Genomic DNA, 20,540 nt, shown 5'->3' on the forward strand with positions numbered 1-20,540 from the left:
GCCGTTCCCGGATGGGGGCGGTCCTTCATGGCTATAAAATCCATCATGCGGGTGAAGCTTATGTCCTTGTTTCCAACCTTACGTTCCAAACGCTATTTGCAAAGGATATTGCTGTCCGTCACGCTCCTTACCGTTATCCTCTTATTGGTAACGGCGTTCTCGATCATGTACACGTCCGAGCGCACCGTCCTTAGCGTGCAGCAGAGCGCGAACGAGAAGGTGCTGTCGCAGATCCGTTATAACGTCGCGCAGATGAACGAGATCGTCGCGGATACGGCCCAGACGCTGTATCAGAACAACGACGTTAAGATTCTGCGGTACTCCAAGACCGACGACGAGCTGATGTATCAGCGCATCACGGCGCTCGACACGTTCGTCGGCACCTCGTCGTTCTTGCATTCGATCTTCGTCTACAACGGGCACATGGACCGCTTCTACGTCGGCAACGGCAATATCAGGGCCGTCAAGGATCCTTACGAGAAGAAATTCCGTTCGCTGATCTCCGATTCCCGCGGCACGCCGAAGCTGCGGCTCATCCCGGTCGACTTGGACGATACTGGAACAGGATCCCGCAAGGTCGATTTCTTCAGCTATATCTTGTTCGATCCCAGCTCGACTCAAGGGCTGGACGACGCGCTGATTTTAAATATCAAGTCGGCGTGGCTGTTCGATAATTTGGATTTGATCGCGAGGGAGGACGGCGAGCGGACGGGGAATGCGTATCTGATGGACGGAACGGGCCAAATCCTGAACGCGGACAGCGAGCAGGAACGCGGAATTTCGGAATTGGCGGAGCGGCTGCGTCCGGCGCTCGGCAGCGGGCAGTCGAGCGGGTACGAAGTCATGAGAATCGGCGGAACGAAAGAGGTCATTTCATTCATGAAGGCAGGCGTGCAGGACTGGACGCTGGTCCACACGCAGCCGTATGCCGAAGTCGTAAGCCAAGTGCAGCGGCTGCGCTATACGACGGCGCTGCTGACGATTTTATTCCTGGCCCTGGCGGTGGCGGTGGCCGTCATGATCTCCAAGAGGCTGTACCGTCCGTTCGAGCAATTGTTCAGCTCCGTCGTCTCGAATGCACCCGGCGAGATGGTCCGGGGGGAGTCGATTCGGGACGAGATGGCATTCCTGTCGGGACTGTACGGCAACTTGGTGGACCGGGTCAAGCTGGCCGACTCGAGCATTGCGGAGAACCGTTGGATATTGAAGCGTTTCACGCTCAGGCAGCTCGTCCAAGAGAGCGGTCTTCGGACGCCCGCGCAATGGGAGAAGGAAGCAAGGGAGAACGGTCTCGCGATCGATGCTTCGGGCGGATACACATTGTGCGTCGCGCGCATCGACGATGCTGCTTCGCTCGCGCAGCGGGGAGATCCGGGCGAGCAGCGGCTTTTTCATTATGCGATTTCGAATATTTCGGAAGAAATCATCTCGGAGGCGTTCTCGATCGAGGTCGTCGACTTGAAGCCGGATCATCTCGTTTTCTTGATTCAGCGCCGCGGCGAAGGCAGCGAGCGGTTGATTGCGATGCTTGGCGAAATCCAGCAAATCGTCAAGCAATATTATCGGCTGACCTTCTCCGTGGCCGTCAGCGATACGCTCGAGGATAGCCGGGAGCTGTCGTCCTTGTACGCAAAGACGCTGAACCAATCGGTGTACAAATTGTTCTACGGCCGCGGCTCCATAATTACGGCCGGGATGGTTGCGGAGCATGAGCGCGCCGGCGACTTGACGATCCCTTCCGACTTGGAGCGCAGGCTCGCGGAGGGCATCCGCTCCGCTTCGCGGGAGATGCTTGACGCTTCGCTCGACCGATTCTTCGAGCTGCTTCGCGTGATGCCCTACGACAACTGCCTGCATGCGCTCTCCTATCTCTCGATCGTGATCAAGCGGACCGTATCGGAGGTCAATGGCAACAAGCTGAAGCCGATTTCGACCGATCTGTACCGGCTGCATTCCGTCGTTCTTGAGCAGGAGACGCTGGACGACACGAAGGACGTCTTTCGGCAGCTGCTTCACGAGCTTTGCGCATCAAGGCAGGAGGAACGGGATGCCGACCGGAACGATTTCATGATCGAAACCATCAAAGAGATCGTTCAGGCGAACTACAAGGATTTGAACTTAAGCCTTCAAAGCGTCTCGGAGCTGCTCAAGATGTCCTCCGTCTACGTTGGACGGCTGTTCAAGAAGGCGGAAGGCAAGTCGCTGGCCGACTATATCAACGAAGTCCGGCTGCAGCAGACGATGCTGCTGCTCGAGAAGGGCGATTTTACGATCAACGAGATCATGGAGGCGGCAGGATTCAGCAATCAAAGTCATTTTTTCCGGCTCTTCAAGAAGAAATTCGGCACGACGCCCCGCGAATACCGGATGAAGAAAATGCTGTCTTGAACGCCCGAATAAATGCCTGCAATTCCGGCAGGTTCCGAAGGGAATCCGGCGCATATCCGCTAAAAAGTTGCCAGCATAGCCTTTCCCCGTTCGGCTAACGCTACATATGGGCCGCATTAGTGCGGTCAGACGATGAAACGGAGGATGAGAGGATGCAGCAGCGGAAGTGGGCAATGCTTGCAGCCGGAGCCATGTTATCGACCATGCTGACCGGCTGCATGGAGAATCACGGCGAGCTGGGCAACAAGAATATTCGCGGCAACAGCGTCTCGTATGACATGAACGGCAACCGTATCTTGAATACGCGGTTTGCCAACGATCAACTGAACGAAATGAACCGCGTGGACGGCCACCGGTTGAACAGCAATAATCTTGTCGGCCTGCACAAGAATTATCGCTTGGAGATGAGCGAATCCCTGGGCGACCGGATCTCGAACATCAAGGGCGTGGGCAAAGCCTATGTCATGCTGACCGATAACAATGCCTACGTAGCGGTCACGCTCAAGAACGGCGCCGCCAAGAACGGCACGAATGCGATGGGCTTCTCGGCACCTACGCCGCTCGGACGGACGCAGCGGGGCTATATGCATCCTTACAGCACGGGGATGTCGAGCTCCATAAAATCGTCGAACGCGCATGCGTTCACAAGCAAGCACAAAAGCGGGCGCGCCAGCTCCATCGCGACGCCGAATATGAAGCTCCACAGCTCCGGCAAGGGCGCGGGCATCATTCCCGCCAGGTCGGCGAACAGCCACTACATGCTTGGCCAGTCCATGAACATGCGGTCCATGAACGGCAAGACGATTCACGCCAAGAACTATGGTTATGCGAGCAGCTCGTACTATAACGCGGCCAACGGCGTACGGAATATGTCGCTCAGCATGTCCGGTCCATCCGGGATGAATAAGATGTCCGGTCAAGCAGCGCGCGGTTATACGGGCATGTCCCACGGCTTGTCGATGGGCAATGACTGGTATCGGGGACCTTCCAATGGCGGCAGGGATATATACCGCGGCTCCTCGAACGCAGCCATTGACCTGAACCGAAATGCTTCCAATACCGGTACGAACCTGTCTCGGAACGCCATGGATACGGGAAGAAATCTGACCCGGAACGCCTCCGACGCGGGCAGAAACATGTTCCGCGGCATGGCGGGCGCGGGCGCTGATCTTACCAGGGGTACCGGCAACGTCGGAAGAAACCTGGCCAATGCAGGCACGGATGTTGTCCGCGGAACGGCAGAGGCCGGTCGCGATGTCGCTCGAGGCACGGTGGAAGCAGGCCGCGATGTCGTTCGAGGCACCGTGCAAACAGGCCGTGACGTAACGCGCGGCGCGGCCGATCTGACGCGAGACGCGGCCAGAGGCACGACGAACGTAGGTCGTGACGTTGCCCGCGGTATGCGGGATCTCACCGAAGGAACGGCGGACCTCCTGAGAGGCACGACCGGCCTGTCGAGAGACGTTGCCCGAGACACGACGGATTCTGCGCGGAATATGAGACGCGACATGACGGGACTCAGCGTGACGAGAAATACGGCTGACCTGAACAGAAGCTCGATGCCTCACGCCGCAAGCCGCACGTATGCAACCGGCGACGCGGCGTCTGCCATTAAAGATCAGATCGCCAAAGAAATCAAGCAAATGGCGCCGCAGATCAAGAACGTCTACGTATCGGCCAACGCCGATTTCGTGGAACGCATGAGCGCTTACATGAGCGACTACAAATCGGGTAAGCCGATCCAAGGTTATATCGCGGAATTCAACGCGATGGTCGAGCGCATCTTCCCGGCAAGATTCCGTTCGTAACAGGAATCATTTATTAAGATGAACGAAAAGCGGGCAGCTGATTCATGGCATGAACGTCGTCCATGAATCGGCTGCCCATTCCTTATTCCCTAATGCCGATTTAATCCGTTACCATCGAGGAACAAAACTGGCTGAAGCTTATGCCCATGTTTTGTTTGAACATCCGTCCGAAGGTATGCACGTCCGCGTAGCCGACGCGGCCCGCGATTTCGCCGATGGACATGTTCGTCTGGATGCCGAGCTCCTTGGCTCGTTCGATGCGGACGCGGGTCAAATACTCGAACGGCGTCATGCCGAACGCTTTGCGAAATTTAACGATAATGTAATTGCGGCTGAGGCCGGACAGCTCTTCCAGCTCGCGATGCTTGAGATCGCGGTTGAAATGCTCGGCGATATAATTGCGGACGAGCACCATTTTGGTTTTGATTTTTTGCTGCCCCTGCGTTTTCGTTTCCTGCTCCTGCTTCCAGCCGGCGATTTCGCTTAGGATCTGCATCAACAGTCCTTGGCATAACGTGTGATGCGCCAACCCGGGCTGGTGATAATGGGTAATCAGCTGCGTCAGCATTTTCTCGACGGCATGTCCGGCGAAATTGCCGAGATAGCGGTCCTGCCCCAACAGCTGCTCGACCGGATAAGGCGTTTCTCCGAAATCGAATAAGATGGAATAACAAATGTATTTCTCGTCCGGAAACGTGCGCACCTCATGGATCTGGGAAGGAGAATGATAGATCAAGTCCCCGCGATTGGTCACGATCGTCCGCCCCTCGATCTCGTACGCTGCCGCTCCTTCGACGACATATTGGAACTGGTAGCTGGACAGCTGGCGGCTGGAAATCCCCCAGTGCTGAGGAGCGTGGAAGAGATGTGCCAGCGTAATGTACGGCGGGTGAAAATACATATCGGCCGCATGCTCCGGCGGCGGCACATGAATGACGTTCGACAATGGTATTCCTCCTGTCGCATCTTCTTCGAAGACATCTGACTATGCTAACCATACGATCCCACGAAATAGTGATATAAGCAACCTCTTTGTTACTTTCGGTTACTTACAGGCCGGCGATTCTGTCTTATACTAACGATTGTAAAGGCATACATGCCAGGAATGGGAGCGATAAGAATGGGGTTGACCGAGGTGAAGGTACCGGTTGTAGACGCTAGGGTGCAGGATGCGATTACGGACGAACAAGCGCAATTCTTCTTGGATAACGGCTTTCTGGTCATTCGAAACGTCATCGTGGGCGAAGAGCTGAGACTCGTGCAGGACGAAATGCAGAAGCTTTTCGATAGAGGCTCCGCCGGCGTCGTCAACGATCCCGATTACATGTATGGCGTCGGTGTGAAATCAGGCCAACAAATATTGAAACGCATCGAATACGTCATCGATAAGAGCGATCCGATGAAGGCGCTGCTCGGCCATCCGTTCATTCTTCGTTCGGTCGAAAAGCTGCAAGGACGCAATTTTATCCCGACGTGGGACTCCATGGTGCTCAAGGCGCCGAACGAAGGCGTCATCGTGCCGTGGCATCGCGACGCCGCCGTTCCGGAAGGCTGCGAGGATAAACGGCCGATCTTCAACGTCGATTTCTATCTGGACGAAGCCGATCTGCAAACCTGCCTGTGGGTCATTCCGGCCAGCAACCAATGGACGAAGGCGGAATCCGACGCGCGCTGCGGGCAGCCGGGCTTCTCGACGGAAGACGCGATTCCTGTGCCGATGCAGCCGGGCGACGTGATCTTCCATAATATCGAAGTGCTTCACGGGTCGCCGGCCGGTGACGGCAATCCGCTGCGCCGTACGGTCTATTACGAGTTCCGCCCCGGAGAAATCGAAGCGGAATTCGGCCCCCATACGCTCGAATACCTGCCGATCAAGCAGCAGGTGCTGCTCGACTGCATCCAGCGCCGCCAAGCGGCTTCCTATTCGCAGGGCGAGACGCCTTACGTCTATAAGCCGAACGGCGCGTTCGCGGTCAGCTCGCGGAAGCAGCCGGAAGCGTACCGACTACCGCATGAAGTTTACTGGCGCCGTTAAGCCGAATTAATATGGAAAAGGCCGCGATCCTCGCCGAGGATCGCGGCTTTTTTCGTTCCGTTCATGGCGAATACGCATACGGAAGCGGAGCCGTGACGATTCGTCCATCCGTCCATTCAATCCTCCATCCATCCGTCCATTCGACCGTCTTTCATGCATGCACCCGCCTGCCTGCCTAGAGTTGAACGGTAGCGTGAGGAGGAATATGCAAGGCGGTATCGATGACGACCACGCGGCTTCCTTTCTTGAAGATCAGCAGCAGCTGCGGAATCAGCTTGCCCCTCGGGGTAACCGTCGTGAGCTTGATCGTCGCGTAATCCGATGTCGCCGTATAGACGGCTTTGCTGCCCGAGAACGAACGCTTCCAATGCTTGTTGAAATACAGGATCTCGTCCTTCAGATCGGACACGGTATAACTGCGGCTAATTTTGGTTGACATGAACATCCCCGCCTTCTTGCTCGCATGAAGTGTTTGTACGCTCGCTACAACATATGCTTGCCGCTGCGGACCGCCTGTTCCTTTACCCAACCGGCTGCATAGGATATGGAGGGACAGCAGCCGCCAAACGACGGCAAACGCCCATTTTTACGGATAATCGCACCACTCCATATGCCCTTTCATATGATACTTTGACTGTATCCCTTAACCTTGTTAAACCATAAAAACCCGAGCAAGGAGGGGTGACAAACAAATTATGGGTAGCGACCAGAAGAGCAAGTTCTTATTAACTCATCGCGAACGCGAGGTATTCGAGTTGTTGGTTCAGGACAAAACGACTCGCGATATCGCGCAACAGTTGTTCATCAGCGAGAAAACAGTCAGAAATCATATTTCCAACGTCATGCAGAAATTAAACGTTAAAGGTCGTTCGCAAGCGGTTGTCGAGCTGATAAAGCTTGGGGAACTGAAGATCTGACGTACGTCGCCGCATACCTTGCTCAGCCTTCTAGCAGTGTTTCCGTTTCTGACGGAAACGCAGCGAGAAGGTTTTTTGACGTGCTGCGACAAGAATAGGCGTGAACGATGACCCAAATTTCGCCAAACGTACAGGCAGCGATTTACAAATTATATATTGTGTATTAATCGATCAATGTGATAGATTAATTAATAATTAAAGACATAACATTGGAGGTGAGCGAGCTTGACACTAACCGCCAGGCAACTCGAAATCCTGAAGCTGGTCCGGCTGCACGCGCCGATCACGGGCGATCAGCTGGCTGAGATTTTGGGGACCGGCAAGCCTACGCTGCGGGCGGACCTGTCGCTGCTTGTGATGCTCCGCCTGCTGGAGGCCAAGCCGCGCGTCGGGTATTTCCCGGGAACGGCCGGCAAGGACGAGGAAGGGACGTTCAAGCGTTGGGAAACCGCGCGGGTGAAGGACGTGCAGGGGTTGCCGAACAGCGTCGCCGACAGCTCTACCGTACATGACGCGGTTATCAGCCTGTTCATGGGCAACGCGGAGGCGCTGACGGTCGTGGACGAGAACCGGCATTTCGTCGGCGTGGTAACGCCGAAGGATCTGCTGAAGGTGACGCTCGGCAATGCCAATCCCGCCTCGCTCCCGGTCAGCATGGCGATGTCGCGGATTCCGGCCGTCGCCGCGGTTCGCGCCGATCAGCCGCTGATCGAGGCCGTCCGCAAAATGCTGGTGCAGGAGCTGGACGGACTTCCCGTCGTGTCGAAGCTTGAGCAGCCTTCACCGCGCTATGAAGTCATCGGTTGGATCAGCAAGACGAATATTCTCCGCTGGATGACGGAAGTAGAGTCGAACGGACAGGAGTAGGAGGGCATGAGGGTGGAGAGTACGGGGAAACGCACGCAGCCGATTTACATTTGTTCGGACGCGGTCGGGGAAACGGCCGAAGCGGTCGTGAAGGCGGCGATGCGCCAATTTGCGTATGACGGGGTGAAGCTCGTCCGATGCGGCCACATCAAGACCGAGGATGAGATCGTTCGGATCGTGGACGAGGCGGCGGGTACGGGAGGCTTTATCGCGTATACGCTCGTGCAGCCGGAGCTGCGGGAGACGATGAAGGAGGAAGCGCTGCTTCGGGGCGTGCGCGCGATCGACGTGCTCGGGCCGATGATGCAGGCGTTCATCGATACGTTCAACGATTCGCCGAAGCGCCAGCCAGGGCTGCTTCATGCGCTGGACGACGATTATTACCGCCGGATCGAGGCGATCGAATTCGCCGTGAAATACGACGACGGCAAAGATATTCGGGGCTTGCTGCTTGCCGAAGTCGTAATCGTCGGCGTATCCCGCACATCGAAGACGCCGCTCAGCATCTATTTGGCGCATAAAGGCATCCGGGTGGCGAATTTGCCGCTCGTGCCGGAAGTGGGCGTGCCGCAAGAGCTCTTCGGCGGCAGCCGATTGGTCATCGGATTGACGATGCAGCCGGAGAAGCTGTCCGGCATACGCGCCGAACGATTGAAGGCGATGGGACTGCCGTTCTCCGCGCAGTATGCTTCCGCCGACCGGATTCAAGCGGAGCTGGTCTATGCGGAAACGATCATGGACCGGCTGGGTTGTCCGATCATCGATGTGACGGAGAAGGCGATCGAGGAAACGGCAGGCATCATCATCGGCTGGCTGCAAGAGCTTCAAGCTTGAAGGGAATTTACGGCAGGGAAAAGAAGAAGAGGGGGCGAGGCAGGATGGAACGGGAGCTTGCGCTTGAAATCGTACGGGTGACGGAGCTGGCCGCGCTTGCGGCGGCGCCGTGGATGGGAAGAGGCGACAAACATCATGCCGACGAGGCGGCGACGAATGCCATGCGCGGCATGCTGGACTCGGTATCGATCCGCGGGACGGTCGTCATCGGCGAAGGGGAAATGGACGAAGCGCCGATGCTGTACATCGGCGAGCAAGTCGGCAGCCTGCAGGGACCGGAAGTCGATGTCGCCGTCGATCCGCTGGAAGGCACGGAGCTGGTGGCAAGAGGACTTAACAATGCAATGGCGGTAATCGCGGTTGCGCCTAGAGGGGGGCTGCTGCATGCTCCCGATATGTACATGGAGAAGCTGGCAGTCGGGCCGGCGCTTGCGGGCAAGCTGAGTCTTGACGATCCGATCCGGACGACCTTGGAGAAAGCGGCCCTTGTTCTGCACAAGCAGGTATCCGACCTGACGGTCATGATCCTGGACCGCGAACGCCACGCGGATCTGATTCGCAGCCTGCGCGAGGCCGGCGTCCGCATCAAGTTCTTGTCCGACGGCGACGTGGCGGGCGCGATCGCGCCGGCTTTTGCCGAAGCGGGAATCGATCTGTACGTCGGCTCCGGGGGCGCGCCCGAAGGCGTATTGGCAGCCGCGGCCCTGCAATGCCTCGGCGGCGAGATTCAAGGCCGGCTCATGCCGGGGAATGAAGAACAGGAGCGGCGCTGCATGGAGATGGGACTGGCCGATCCGCACAGGCTGCTGCGCATGGAGGATATGATCGGGCGCGAAGACGTGATATTCGCCGCGACCGGCGTGACGCCGGGCGAATTCCTGGGCGGCGTGACGATGCTTCCGGATCAGCGCGCGGAGACCCACTCGATCGTCATGAGGGCCCGCACGCGCACCATCCGGTTCATCAAGACGCTGCATCATTTGCCGAACAAGCCTCTGCTGAGCAAGCTGAAAGCCTAATTTCACGATTTGGAGGATGGATGAAGCATGAAATTTTTCCTGGATACCGCGAACGTTGAAGAAATCAAACGGATCACCCGGCTCGGCCTGGTCGACGGCATTACGACCAATCCTTCGCTAATTGCGAAGGAAGACCGCGACTTCAAGGAAGTCATTCAAGAAATCTGCGCGATCGTCGACGGACCGGTCAGCGCGGAAGTCATCGGCACCAAGGCCGAGGACATGCTGAAGGAAGCCTACGAGCTGGCGCAGTGGGCGCCGAACGTCGTGATCAAGCTGCCGATGACGGAGGACGGTCTATACGCGTGCAACGAGTTGTCGCGCAAAGGCATCAAGACGAACGTGACGCTCGTCTTCTCCGCGGCGCAAGGCTTGATGGCGGCGAAAGCCGGAGCGTCGTTCATCAGCCCGTTCATCGGGCGCCTGGACGATATCGCGGCGGACGGCATGCAGCTCGTGCGCGACCTGAAGACCATCATCGACAATTACGGCTTCGATACCGAGATCATCTCCGCGAGCATTCGCAATGTCGGCCATGTGGAGCAAGCTGCGATTGCGGGAGCCCACATCGCGACGATTCCGGGTTCCCTGCTGCCGGTTCTCTGGAAGCATCCGCTGACGGATATCGGGATCGAGAAGTTTTTGGCGGATTGGAACAAAGCCCAGTTCAAGTAACCTGCGGGCGGAATGTTGTTTAATGGACTTCGGTTGAACGAATGATAAAAGGACGCTTTCGAGCCCGGGTGCTGGATCCCTGGCTGGCGAAGGCGTCCTTTTTTATTTGATGCGCTTTCATTCTGCGGCAGCACTCACGGGCGGAAATCTGTCCTAAGCTCAGATCAGTTCAGCAGCAGCCCGGAGAAATGGCCGACGTACTTGGCTTTGATCTGCTCGACCGTGAAGCCGCGTTCCTTCGTCAGGTAGAAGAACATGCCGGCATCGAACGTGGCCGCTGCGGCAAAGGCGGAAAATTCCGTGTCTTCGGTACGCGCATCGCCGCTCTGGACCGCTTCGTCGAGCAGTCCTTTCAGCTTGCCGACGACGTAGACGAACGGCTCCGATTGATAGAGGCCGATCCGTTCCTCGGCGCAGGTGACCGTCGGCTTGATGGCGCTCAGCCACTCGATTTCGCTGGCCATGTACTCGATCAGGCGGGCAACGAAGCCTTCCAGGCGTTCGCGCACGGGAGAGCCGGCGGAGCTGGCCAGGTAGTGGTCGATGCCGCTTGTGAATCGCTGGAAGCTGTCCGCCATCAGCTCCATGCAGAGCTCGGCTTTAGATGCATAACGTCTGTACAACGTGCCCTGCCCGACTCCGGCGGACTTGGCGATTTGGTGCATGCTGACGCCTTCGACGCCGCGTTCGTGGAATAATTGGGAAGCGGTATCGAGGATGAGCTCGCGGTGCCTGGCGGCATCCTTGCGTTCGTTGCGCTGCTGCATAAGCGATGACCCCCTAAGTTTATACGGAAAATTCACACTGTCTTTCATTGACAATGATCGCGTTGTCCGGTAAGCTGTTACTAAGTAAGCGGACAATTGTCCATTTATAAAAAATCCGCACGGCGCGCCGCCGTCGCTGCTTTCATTGTAACCTTACGTGAGGCGGAGGGTCAATGTCAGGGGGAGAACGAACGCCGGAGCGGAAATAAGATTCATTGGGTAGGAGGGTTTGCATGTCGGCACAAGCTTCATCCGCTGCGAGCATCGAGGAGCCGTTTTCGATTAAGAAAATCTTGGCCCCGCTTGCAGCCATCATCATCGGTATTTTCATGGTCGTTCTGGACGGCACGGCCGTCAACGTCGCGATTCCGGGCTTAATGGACGAATTTCATTCCACCTTTCAAGTCGTCGGCTGGACGGTAACGGGCTACGCGCTTGCGCAAGCCGCGGCGATCCCGCTCTCCGGCTGGCTGTCCGACCGGTTCGGCGCGAAGCAGGTATTCCTCGTTTCCGTTTTCTTGTTCACGGTAGGTTCGCTTCTATGCGCCCTGTCCACCAGCGTGGAAATGCTCATCGCGTTCCGTATCATTCAAGGTCTCGGCGGCGGTATGGTGCTTCCGATCGCGATGGCTTTTACTTACCGCCTAAGCCCGCCCGATAAGGTCGGCCAGGTCATGGGCATGATGGGGATCCCGATTCTGCTTGCTCCCGCGCTCGGTCCCGTGCTTGCGGGCTGGCTGATCGAATCCGTCAGCTGGAAATGGCTGTTCCTGATCAACATTCCGATCGGCGTCGTCGGCATCCTGCTCGGCATCAAGACGCTTCCGCGCATCGAGCGCAAAGCCGTTGCTTCCCTCGACCGCTTTGGATTCATCCTCGCGCCGCTTGCGTTCGCGGGCTTGTCCTACGGCGTCAGCGAAGGCGCCAACGGTTGGACCTCCGCGAAGACGATCGCGGGTATCGTCGTCGGCGCGGTCGCGCTCATTCTGTTCATTATCGCGGAACTGAGACATAGAGAACCGCTGCTCGAGCTCCGCGTCTTCCGTTCTTCGGATTTCACGCGCGGCATTATCGTGCAATGGATTTCCCAAATCGCTTTGTTCGGCACGATGTTCCTGGTTCCGGTATTCCTGCAGAACGCGCACGGCAAGGGCGCGCTCGACACGGGTCTGATCATGCTGCCGCAGGCGATCGCGGCAGGCGTATTCATGCCGATCGGCGGCAAGCTGTTCGATAAAGTCGGCGCACGGCCGCTCGTCTTCATCGGCATGCTGCTCGTTACGGTGGCGGCGTTCATTCTGTCCCTCGTCGACGCGGAGTCCAGCATGATGATGATCATGGGGCCGCTCGCGCTTCTCGGCGCAGGCATGGGTCTGTCGATGATGCCGCTCAATACGCATCTGATGCAGGCGGCTCCGAGAGAACTCGTCGGACGCGTGACATCCCTGACGAACGCGGCGCAGCAAGTCATGACGTCGTTCGCGGTAGCCGGCCTGTCCACGATTCTTGCGAAGCGCATGACCGTGCATTCGCCGACCGCGAAGACGCCGCTCGACGCGTATTCGATGTCGTTCGGCGATACGTTCCTCATTCTGACCTTCATTGCCGTCATCGGTGCCGTGTTCGGCCTGATGCTTCGCCGTCCGGCGAAAGTCGAAGGCGAAGAGGCCGCGCAGCCTGAAATGATGATGCACATAGGTTAAGGAAGCTTCGATATCAAGTTTCCATTTAAATTAACGGCTGTACGGGTCCCTGCGACCCGTGCAGCCGTTTTTTGATGTGTGAGCTCGAGATCCCTGACGTTCGTTGCCCGGTCTTCCCGGCAATTATCGCAATGACGCTCGCATGGCTATGGTGTACAATATAGGAAGCATTGCCATTTCGGTAACGAGCTCGGGAGGCCGCATGGGGAAAATACTTATATTCGTGTTGTTATGGAGGCTGACGGGAAGTCCGATTATTGCCGTCATCGTGTTATTGATTATTTTCTATGTCTTGGAACGCCGTTACGTCGGATTGACGCCGAGCATCGTGAAGCCGCTGCGCCGCTTCCGTACGATTCGGCGCCTGCGGCAGCAGGTTGCGATGAATCCGAACGATATTCCTGCCAAGCACGAGCTGGCCCGGCTGCTCATCGAGCGCAAGCGCTTCGCCGAAGCCAAGTCGTGGCTGATGCCGATGCAGGATGCACTCGAGAATTCCGCGGAATTCTGGGACGATCTCGGCACCGCTTTGCTTCAGCTCGGCGAACGGGAAGCGGCGCAAGCGGCGATCGGCAACGCGCTTTCGATTAACCCCCGGGTCAAGTACGGGACGCCTTACTTGCGCCTCGCCACTATTCATGCGAAGACGGACCCGCAGAAGGCGATCGGGTATTTGCAGTCCTTTCGGGCCATCCATTCCTCTTCGATCGAGGCCTATTATCGCCTGGCGGGCGTGTATGCGCAGATGGGACAGCGCGACGAGGCGAAGGGGATGCTGAAGGAATGCGGAACGATCTATCGTTCGCTCCCCCGCTATAAGAAGCGCCAGGAACGCAAATGGGCGCTGCTTGCTTGGCTGAAAGCCATGCGGACGTAAGAATTCGACTCGTTCCGAGGTCCGGATCGACACCTCCGAATAAGCTTGGCTTTATTGCTGTCGAGCGCCGGTATTGGTTAATCCTCACATTGCCACCCTACTCGAAATCAGTCATAATTAAAGGCGCTCGGCGGATGTCGAAGTTCCACGAATCTCGCATAAAATAAGGATTTGATCGGAGAGTTAAGGGAATGCGCCGTAACGTATGGCTGTTGATCATCGTATTGATCGCCGTCCTTCTTGGTGTGAACAACACCGTCTATTATTTTACAACGAAAAAATCGCTCGAGGACGGTCTTCGACACGAGCTGGACTCGGTCGCGAAGCAAGTCGCGCTTTCGATCGAAAGCTCGAGGAACGGGGCGGAAATCTACCAGGACGAGATCGGGCGCGAGCTTCGCGCGGCCTCTATCGCCGCGCAGTACGCGCTGGATTCCGACGTCGAGAAGGTAACGAACGATCAACTCAGCGAACTGGCGAAGAAACTGGACATGGTCGATATTACGCTGCTGAAGCGGACCGCGGACAATATCGTTCTCTATAAATCATCGGACCCCAAGGAGCCCGGCTACGAGACCGACAACTGGGATCCTTGGTACAAGGCATTCAACCAATTATTCGACGACAAGAACGTCTCGATCGATTGGGGTCAGCGCCTGCCGAACTTTTGGACCGGACCGTTCGAATTCTCGTCGACGTCCACGGACAAGATTCAAAAGTGGGGCTATTACCACGACGGATCGACGAATTATATCATCGACCCCTATATCAGCTATAAAAGCAGGCAGTTGGCCTACGACAACGTTACCGGCGTCAGCCACCTGATCGGCGAGACGCTCGAGGCGAACCAATGGCTGAAGGAAATCGCGGTCCTCAATCCGGAGACCTTTCCCGGCGGCAGGCCGCAGACCATAAGCGAGAACGGGGAGCTCGTCTCGCATATGACGCAGGATTCGATCATCGAAGGCTCCTATACGTTGAAGCATCATACCGATACCGCGAACGTGAAGCTGGCGAACGAGTCGGGCACGAAGATTTACCAAGACGCGGTCATTGGCGGCAGGCATGTCATCAAGCTGTTCATTCCGGTCGAAGTCAGCACGAAGGTCGCCAGCATGCTGGACGGCAGCGGCAAGCCGATTCCCAGGTACGTGCTTTCGCTCGTGGCGGACTATGGCGCGATTCAGCAGACGCTCGATAAGCAGCTCGTCAACATCGGACTGATTATCGGAATCGCGACGCTTCTAAGCTTGATCTTCCTGTATTGGGTCGTGATGGCTTATCGCAAGTCGCAGGACAAGCTGGTCCGGCGCACGCAGGAAACCTACCTGGACGAGATCAATAGCATGTTCCAGTCCATTCGTTCGCAGCGTCATGATTTCGTGAATCACGTACAGACGATGCAGTCGCTCGCGGAGCTCGGCAAGACGGAAGAGCTGAAGACGTACGCCGCCGAGCTGACGGGCGAGATTCGTACGATGAACGAGATTATCAGCATCGGCAATCCCGCGATCGCGGCGCTGATCCGTTCCAAGTCGCTTCAGGCGGAAATGCTGAAGGTGGATTTCGCATCGGTGTTCACCGACATGAATAAGCTCGAGCTCGGCATCAAGTCGCTCGACATGACGCGGCTGCTGGGCAACTTGATCGATAATGCGTTCGATGAAGTCATGACCTACGGGGAAGACCTTCGTCAGGTGAGCATCGAGGCGAGCCAGAAGGACGGATATTTCCAATTCATGATCAGCAATACGTGTCTTCGCGCGGAGGAGCTGAGGAACAAGCCGTTGTTCCAGGCGGGATATTCGTCCAAGGTAGGCAACCATTCCGGCCTAGGCCTGCATATCGTCAAATCCATCGTCGACAAGTACAAAGGGGTCATTTCCCTGGTACTCGACGAGCCGAATACCGTGACGTTTATCATTAAAATTCCGTACTGATCCATACATTCCGTTGCCCCTTGTCCGCGTTGGATTGCGAGACAGGGGGTTTTTATGATTCGGGCTTTCGGCGGCCAAGGGGAGATTGCGAAGCGAAATCGCATTGCCATGTGTTATAATGGCAGGAATGGGTATGAATGAACGGAGGGGCGCCATGAGCACGTTTTTTCAGCTGGATGACGGGCGGCTTCGGGCATTGGGAGCTGCGATCGCAAGCAGCGTTCCGCTGGATGTGCTGGAGAAAGGCTTCGATTACTACCGTCGCGAGAAAGTACTTTCCGTTCAAGTAGTGGAGAGCACTTCCGTTTACGGCGTCGTGAAAGGAACGGCTATTTACGCGGTCACGCTGGACAGCGACGATTTCGCATTTAGCACCTGCACGTGTCCGGTGAAGGGCAATTGCAAGCATATGGCTGCCGTATTTTATGCTTATCAGGCGAGCATCGGCGAAAGTCCGGATGACGTCCACAATCGGATGCTGAACGGCAGTTATCTCCGCCAATCCAGCGAGGCCCCTGGTTCCGCCGAGCCGGCATCCGGAGAGAAGCCGATGGAACAGGAACCGAGCCGCTGGCTGGAGGACATGGAGGCGAAGAACGGAGAAGTGTGGCGGCAGTGCCGTCATTCCCTGCATCCGCTGCAGGCCGTGCTCACTTCGATCAAGGCGGCATCCAAGAATTGGCCGGCAGGACTTCGGAGGCTGCATTGGATGCACGGCATCGTCTTCGTGCTGGAACAGGCGGAGCTCGCTTATTCCCATACGGATACTTACAGCCGCTACTATTACGAGATGGCGTTTGCCCGCATGACGGAGCCATGGATCAATCAGTTCCAAGAGCTGGCCGCCGAGCTGAACCCGACGTCGCTCGATTCGGAGGAACGCGAGGCGACGGAAAGCCTGATCGCGGTTTTCCACCGGCGGGACATGGATCGTGAACAGCAGCTTCACCGATGGGAGACGCTTTATTTTGCTTTGTGGGCCCATTTGATCGAGGATGCCAGCTGGGCGTCGCGGGAGGAAGCGCTCCTGCGCGATCGTCTCCGGGAGACGCAGGAGAAGCACGGGAGCTTCTTCCTGCCCATGGCGCTTGCATATCTAGCGTTTGCGGATAACCGTGACGGAGATGCGATGGAGCTGCTCGCCCGCACGACGTTCAACCGGACGGCTCTGCTGGCCTGCGACTGCGCGCTTCAACGGCTGGAAGAGAAGGATTGGAGCAAGCTTGAGGGCTGGGTCGATTATTTGTACGGCGGTTTGGCCGTCGATCGTAAATCGAAGGCATTCGGACCGTTCCTGTCGATGTGCCGCCTGGCGGACCGGCAGCAGCCGGAGAACCCGCAGTGGCAGCGGTATTTGGTTTCTTTCCTGCCGTATTCGTATTCCGCGCTTACGGAGCATTGGCTGGACTTGCGGGAATATACGAAATGGGCGGATCTGCAGCTGCTGTTCGGCATCGAACCCGACGAGATCGATGTCCAGCTGATGCGCGAGATCAGCAAGGTCTCGCCTCGCGTGCTGTATCCGCTGTATCATCAGGCGATCGACGGCGCCATCCGCACGCGCAACCGCCAAGGTTACCGGCAAGCGGTTAAGCTGATGAAGCGATTGGAGAAGCTGTATAAGGCAGAGAAGCAGAACGAGGCTTGGCGCAAATTCGTGGACGGCATCGTGCGGAAGCACCAGCGGCTCCGCGCGCTGCAGGAAGAGCTGTGGAGAGGAAAGATCGTCACATGAGAGGGTATACGGGAACGGAAACAGTCATCGTGGACGGGTTCTGGAAAGAAGGCGAGGGCATCGTTCTCGCCGCCGCGCATGCCGCCGGCTTGACGATTCGGCTTCGCAGGCTGCTATTCGCCTGGCATGAAGCCTCCTGGTACGGCGCGGAGATCGAGGAAAGCAGCAATGAACGGCTGAAACGGACGGAATTGGCGCTGACGCCAGCCGTTGCCATGGACTATTTGTCTTCCCCTGAGCCCGTTCGCCTGCTTCAAGTGGAGTGGACCGAGCGCGTGCAAGGGCTCTCCGAGCTTGCGCGGCTGCTGCGGCAAGCGCTGTTGAACGGCTGGTATACGCCGGATTGGTCGCGCTGGCAGCCCGATGCCCGCGCATGGCGGCTCGAATTGCCGCAGGACAGTCCCGATACGCTGGAAGCCTGGCGGAATCTGGTACCGCGCTTGGAAGCGCATGGCGACGCGGCTGCGGTGCAAGGCTGGCTCAGCGGCATCGTCGAAGAGCTGATCGCGGCGGACCCGGCTGCGGCCGAGGCTTGGCGCGGCGCGGCGGAAGCGGCCGGGGAAGGCGCGCTGCTGATGAAAGCGGCCGATGAGGACGATTGGCTCGTATCGATCGGCATGAAGCAGGATCACGTGCCGTTCCGTATCGCTCTTCAACTGCTCGAACCGAACGAGCGCGGCGGCTGGCGGCTCCGGCCTGCCTTGCAGGATCGCGAGCAAGGCGGGCCTTGGTTCACGCTGGAGCTCTCTTCGGATGGAGAAGGCGAACCGAAAGGCGGCGAAGCTTCCCGTTTCGCGCTGCCGGCCGAAGCTCCGGAATCCTGGCGGGAGCCATTCGCGGGCCGCTTGGCCAGAGAAGAAGCGAAATGGGCGGCTGCGCTGGCGGACTGGGCGCTGCCGGAAGGCTTGGCAGGCGCAACGGCTGCCCATGGCGAAATCGTCTCTGAATTAACGGACATGCAAGCGTGGGAGTTTCTCGAGCACGAGAGCGCCAAGCTGCTCGCTTCCGGCTGCTCGGTGCTGCTGCCGGGCTGGTGGGAAGCGGCCCGCAGCCGGAAGATGAAGCTGAAAGCCAAGGTGAAGTCATCGGTCGGCTCCGGCGAGCAGTCGATGTTCGGCCTGCAGCAGATCGTCGATTTCGATTGGAAGCTTGCCGTCGGCAACGTCGATGTCAGCGAAGCGGAGTTCATGCAGCTGGCCGCCCAGAACAAGCGGCTGATGCAGATCGGCGGGGAATGGGTGCATCTGGATCCCGGCGACGTGGAGCGACTGCGCCGCTGGCTCAAGAAGAACGGCGGCAAGAAGGGCTTCACGATGCGCGACGTTTTCGAGATGCACCTGCGCGGCGAGACGGAACTGGAGCCGGAGAACGAAATCGGCGAATCGCTCACCGCCGAGGTAGAGCTGAACGAGCATTTGACGGCCTGGATCGCGCAGCTGAACGAGTCCAGCGAGCTGCCGCTCGTGGACAAACCGGAGGACTTCCATGGCGAGCTGCGGCATTACCAGCTCCAGGGCGTTTCATGGCTGGCGTTTCTGCGCCGCTTCGGCCTTGGCGCCTGTTTGTCCGATGACATGGGCCTCGGCAAGACGATTCAGTTCACCGCGTATCTCCTCCATGTGAGGGCGACAAGCGGACTGGGGCCGACGCTGCTTGTCTGTCCGACATCCGTTATCGGCAACTGGGAGAAGGAGCTGGAGCGGTTTGCGCCGGATATTCGCGTGCTCGTTCATTACGGACCGAAACGCGCGCGCGGAGAAGAGTTTGCGGCTGCCGTGGCGGAAGCGGATCTCGTGATTACGTCCTACACGCTGGCCCCGATCGACGAGGAAGAGATGCTGCGCATCCCGTGGGATGTCGTTTGCCTGGATGAAGCGCAGAACATCAAGAACTATTATACGAAGCAGTCTGCGTCGCTCCGCCGTCTGCCCGCGAATCATCGGATCGCGCTGACAGGCACGCCGATGGAGAATCGGCTGACGGAGCTGTGGTCGCTTTACGATTTTACGAATCCGGGCTACTTGGGAAGCTTGACCGAATTCCGCAAGGCGGTCGTGCTCCCCATCGAGAAGGACCGGGACGAGCAGCGCATCGCCGAGCTGCAGCGCTGGGTGAAGCCGTTCATGCTGCGCCGCTTGAAGAAGGATCCGGCGATTCAGCTCGCGCTTCCGGAGAAGAACGAGATGAACACGTATCTGTCGCTCACGGTAGAGCAGGGCGCCTTGTACGAGAACATCGTCTCCGAGCTGATGAACGGGCTGGAGAAAGCCGGAGGCTTGCAGCGCCGCGGCATGATTCTCTCCACCCTGACGAGGCTGAAGCAGGTTTGCGATCACCCCAGCCTTCTGCTCAAGGAAGACCGCGTGGTGCCGGGCGCATGGGATCCCGAACGATCCAACAAGCTGCTGCGGCTGCTGGAGATGGTCGAGGAGATCGCGGCCGAAGGCGAACGCTGCCTGATTTTCACGCAATACGTGGAGATGGGCTTGACCTTGAAGCGGCTGCTTGAGGAACGAATCGGCTTGCCGACGCCGTACCTCTATGGCGCCGTTGCGAAAGCGGACCGCGATGCGATGATCACCGCGTTCCAGAACGAAGCCGAACCGGGCTGCGCGTTCGTGCTGTCGCTGAAAGCGGGCGGAACGGGGCTCAACTTGACGGCGGCGAACCACGTGATCCATTTCGACCGGTGGTGGAATCCTGCCGTCGAGAACCAAGCGACGGACCGGGCATTCCGGATCGGCCAGCGACGCAACGTGCAGGTGCACAAGTACGTGACGCTCGGAACGCTGGAGGAACGCATCGACGATATGATCGCTCGCAAGCAGCTGCTGAACGACCAGGTCGTCAGCGGCTCGGAGAATTGGATCACGGAGCTGTCCACCGACGAGCTGCGCGAGCTGTTCTCGCTTCGGAAGAACCGGTTAAAGGGATAAACGGTGGACATATGCTGCCCAGCGGACAGCCGCGCGGCG

Annotated in this window: 16 protein-coding genes; 13 read left to right on the forward strand and 3 right to left on the reverse strand. The window is 57.9% G+C overall.

The features are described from left to right. Positions 1 to 27 precede the first annotated feature (27 nt). On the forward strand, positions 28 to 2,388 hold the full coding sequence (locus tag GT003_RS22405) for an AraC family transcriptional regulator (protein ID WP_161702039.1): 2,361 nt from the start codon (positions 28 to 30) through the stop codon (positions 2,386 to 2,388). Between the two features lie 152 nt (positions 2,389 to 2,540). Then, positions 2,541 to 4,196: a YhcN/YlaJ family sporulation lipoprotein gene (locus tag GT003_RS22410; RefSeq protein ID WP_161702041.1), complete on the forward strand. Its 1,656-nt coding sequence runs from the start codon at positions 2,541 to 2,543 to the stop codon at positions 4,194 to 4,196. 100 nt (positions 4,197 to 4,296) lie between these two features. On the opposite strand, the gene GT003_RS22415 is transcribed toward GT003_RS22410, so the two are convergent. Beyond that, complete coding sequence (locus GT003_RS22415) at positions 4,297 to 5,142, reverse strand: helix-turn-helix transcriptional regulator (protein ID WP_161702043.1); 846 nt, start codon at positions 5,140 to 5,142, stop codon at positions 4,297 to 4,299. Between the two features lie 174 nt (positions 5,143 to 5,316). On the opposite strand from GT003_RS22415, the gene GT003_RS22420 reads away from it, so the two are divergent. Then, on the forward strand, positions 5,317 to 6,231 hold the full coding sequence (locus tag GT003_RS22420; protein WP_161702045.1) for a phytanoyl-CoA dioxygenase family protein: 915 nt from the start codon (positions 5,317 to 5,319) through the stop codon (positions 6,229 to 6,231). Between the two features lie 175 nt (positions 6,232 to 6,406). On the opposite strand, the gene GT003_RS22425 is transcribed toward GT003_RS22420, so the two are convergent. Then, positions 6,407 to 6,670: a hypothetical protein gene (locus tag GT003_RS22425; protein WP_161702047.1), complete on the reverse strand. Its 264-nt coding sequence runs from the start codon at positions 6,668 to 6,670 to the stop codon at positions 6,407 to 6,409. Positions 6,671 to 6,923: 253 nt separating this feature from the next. Here GT003_RS22425 and GT003_RS22430 point away from each other — a divergent pair, with 253 nt between their 5' ends. The 5 genes from GT003_RS22430 to fsa all read left to right on the forward strand — a co-directional run bounded on the left by GT003_RS22430 (position 6,924) and on the right by fsa (position 10,543). Further along, a complete protein-coding gene (locus GT003_RS22430) occupies positions 6,924 to 7,148 on the forward strand; it encodes a helix-turn-helix domain-containing protein (RefSeq protein ID WP_338046040.1) in 225 nt (74 codons plus the stop codon). A 225-nt stretch (positions 7,149 to 7,373) separates the two neighbouring features. Next, a complete protein-coding gene (locus GT003_RS22435) occupies positions 7,374 to 8,015 on the forward strand; it encodes a CBS domain-containing protein (RefSeq protein WP_161702050.1) in 642 nt (213 codons plus the stop codon). 6 nt (positions 8,016 to 8,021) lie between these two features. Next, the gene (locus tag GT003_RS22440; RefSeq protein ID WP_161702052.1) at positions 8,022 to 8,849 is read left to right on the forward strand and encodes a pyruvate, water dikinase regulatory protein; all 828 of its coding nucleotides are present in this window, start codon (positions 8,022 to 8,024) and stop codon (positions 8,847 to 8,849) included. 44 nt (positions 8,850 to 8,893) lie between these two features. Beyond that, positions 8,894 to 9,868: a class II fructose-bisphosphatase gene (gene glpX, locus GT003_RS22445; protein WP_161702054.1), complete on the forward strand. Its 975-nt coding sequence runs from the start codon at positions 8,894 to 8,896 to the stop codon at positions 9,866 to 9,868. A gap of 27 nt (positions 9,869 to 9,895) precedes the next feature. Then, positions 9,896 to 10,543, forward strand: a complete 648-nt coding sequence (gene fsa / locus GT003_RS22450; protein ID WP_161702056.1) for a fructose-6-phosphate aldolase — start codon at positions 9,896 to 9,898, stop codon at positions 10,541 to 10,543. 164 nt (positions 10,544 to 10,707) lie between these two features. Here fsa and GT003_RS22455 read toward each other — a convergent pair whose 3' ends face one another. After that, entirely contained in the window at positions 10,708 to 11,310 is a 603-nt protein-coding gene (locus tag GT003_RS22455; RefSeq protein WP_161702058.1) for a TetR/AcrR family transcriptional regulator, read from the reverse strand. 233 nt (positions 11,311 to 11,543) lie between these two features. Here GT003_RS22455 and GT003_RS22460 point away from each other — a divergent pair, with 233 nt between their 5' ends. The 5 genes from GT003_RS22460 to GT003_RS22480 all read left to right on the forward strand — a co-directional run bounded on the left by GT003_RS22460 (position 11,544) and on the right by GT003_RS22480 (position 20,501). Then, positions 11,544 to 13,013, forward strand: a complete 1,470-nt coding sequence (locus tag GT003_RS22460) for a DHA2 family efflux MFS transporter permease subunit (RefSeq protein ID WP_161702060.1) — start codon at positions 11,544 to 11,546, stop codon at positions 13,011 to 13,013. 202 nt (positions 13,014 to 13,215) lie between these two features. Beyond that, a complete protein-coding gene (locus tag GT003_RS22465) occupies positions 13,216 to 13,890 on the forward strand; it encodes a tetratricopeptide repeat protein (RefSeq protein WP_161702062.1) in 675 nt (224 codons plus the stop codon). Between the two features lie 191 nt (positions 13,891 to 14,081). After that, a complete protein-coding gene (locus GT003_RS22470) occupies positions 14,082 to 15,830 on the forward strand; it encodes a sensor histidine kinase (protein WP_161702064.1) in 1,749 nt (582 codons plus the stop codon). A gap of 154 nt (positions 15,831 to 15,984) precedes the next feature. After that, complete coding sequence (locus tag GT003_RS22475; RefSeq protein ID WP_161702066.1) at positions 15,985 to 17,565, forward strand: SWIM zinc finger family protein; 1,581 nt, start codon at positions 15,985 to 15,987, stop codon at positions 17,563 to 17,565. Next, a complete protein-coding gene (locus tag GT003_RS22480) occupies positions 17,562 to 20,501 on the forward strand; it encodes a DEAD/DEAH box helicase (RefSeq protein ID WP_161702068.1) in 2,940 nt (979 codons plus the stop codon). The genes GT003_RS22475 and GT003_RS22480 overlap by 4 nt, the downstream gene beginning before the upstream one ends. Positions 20,502 to 20,540 lie beyond the last annotated feature (39 nt).

The organism is Paenibacillus sacheonensis (genome assembly GCF_009909195.1).
Taxonomy (GTDB): Bacteria; Bacillota; Bacilli; order Paenibacillales; family Paenibacillaceae; genus Paenibacillus_Z; species Paenibacillus_Z sacheonensis.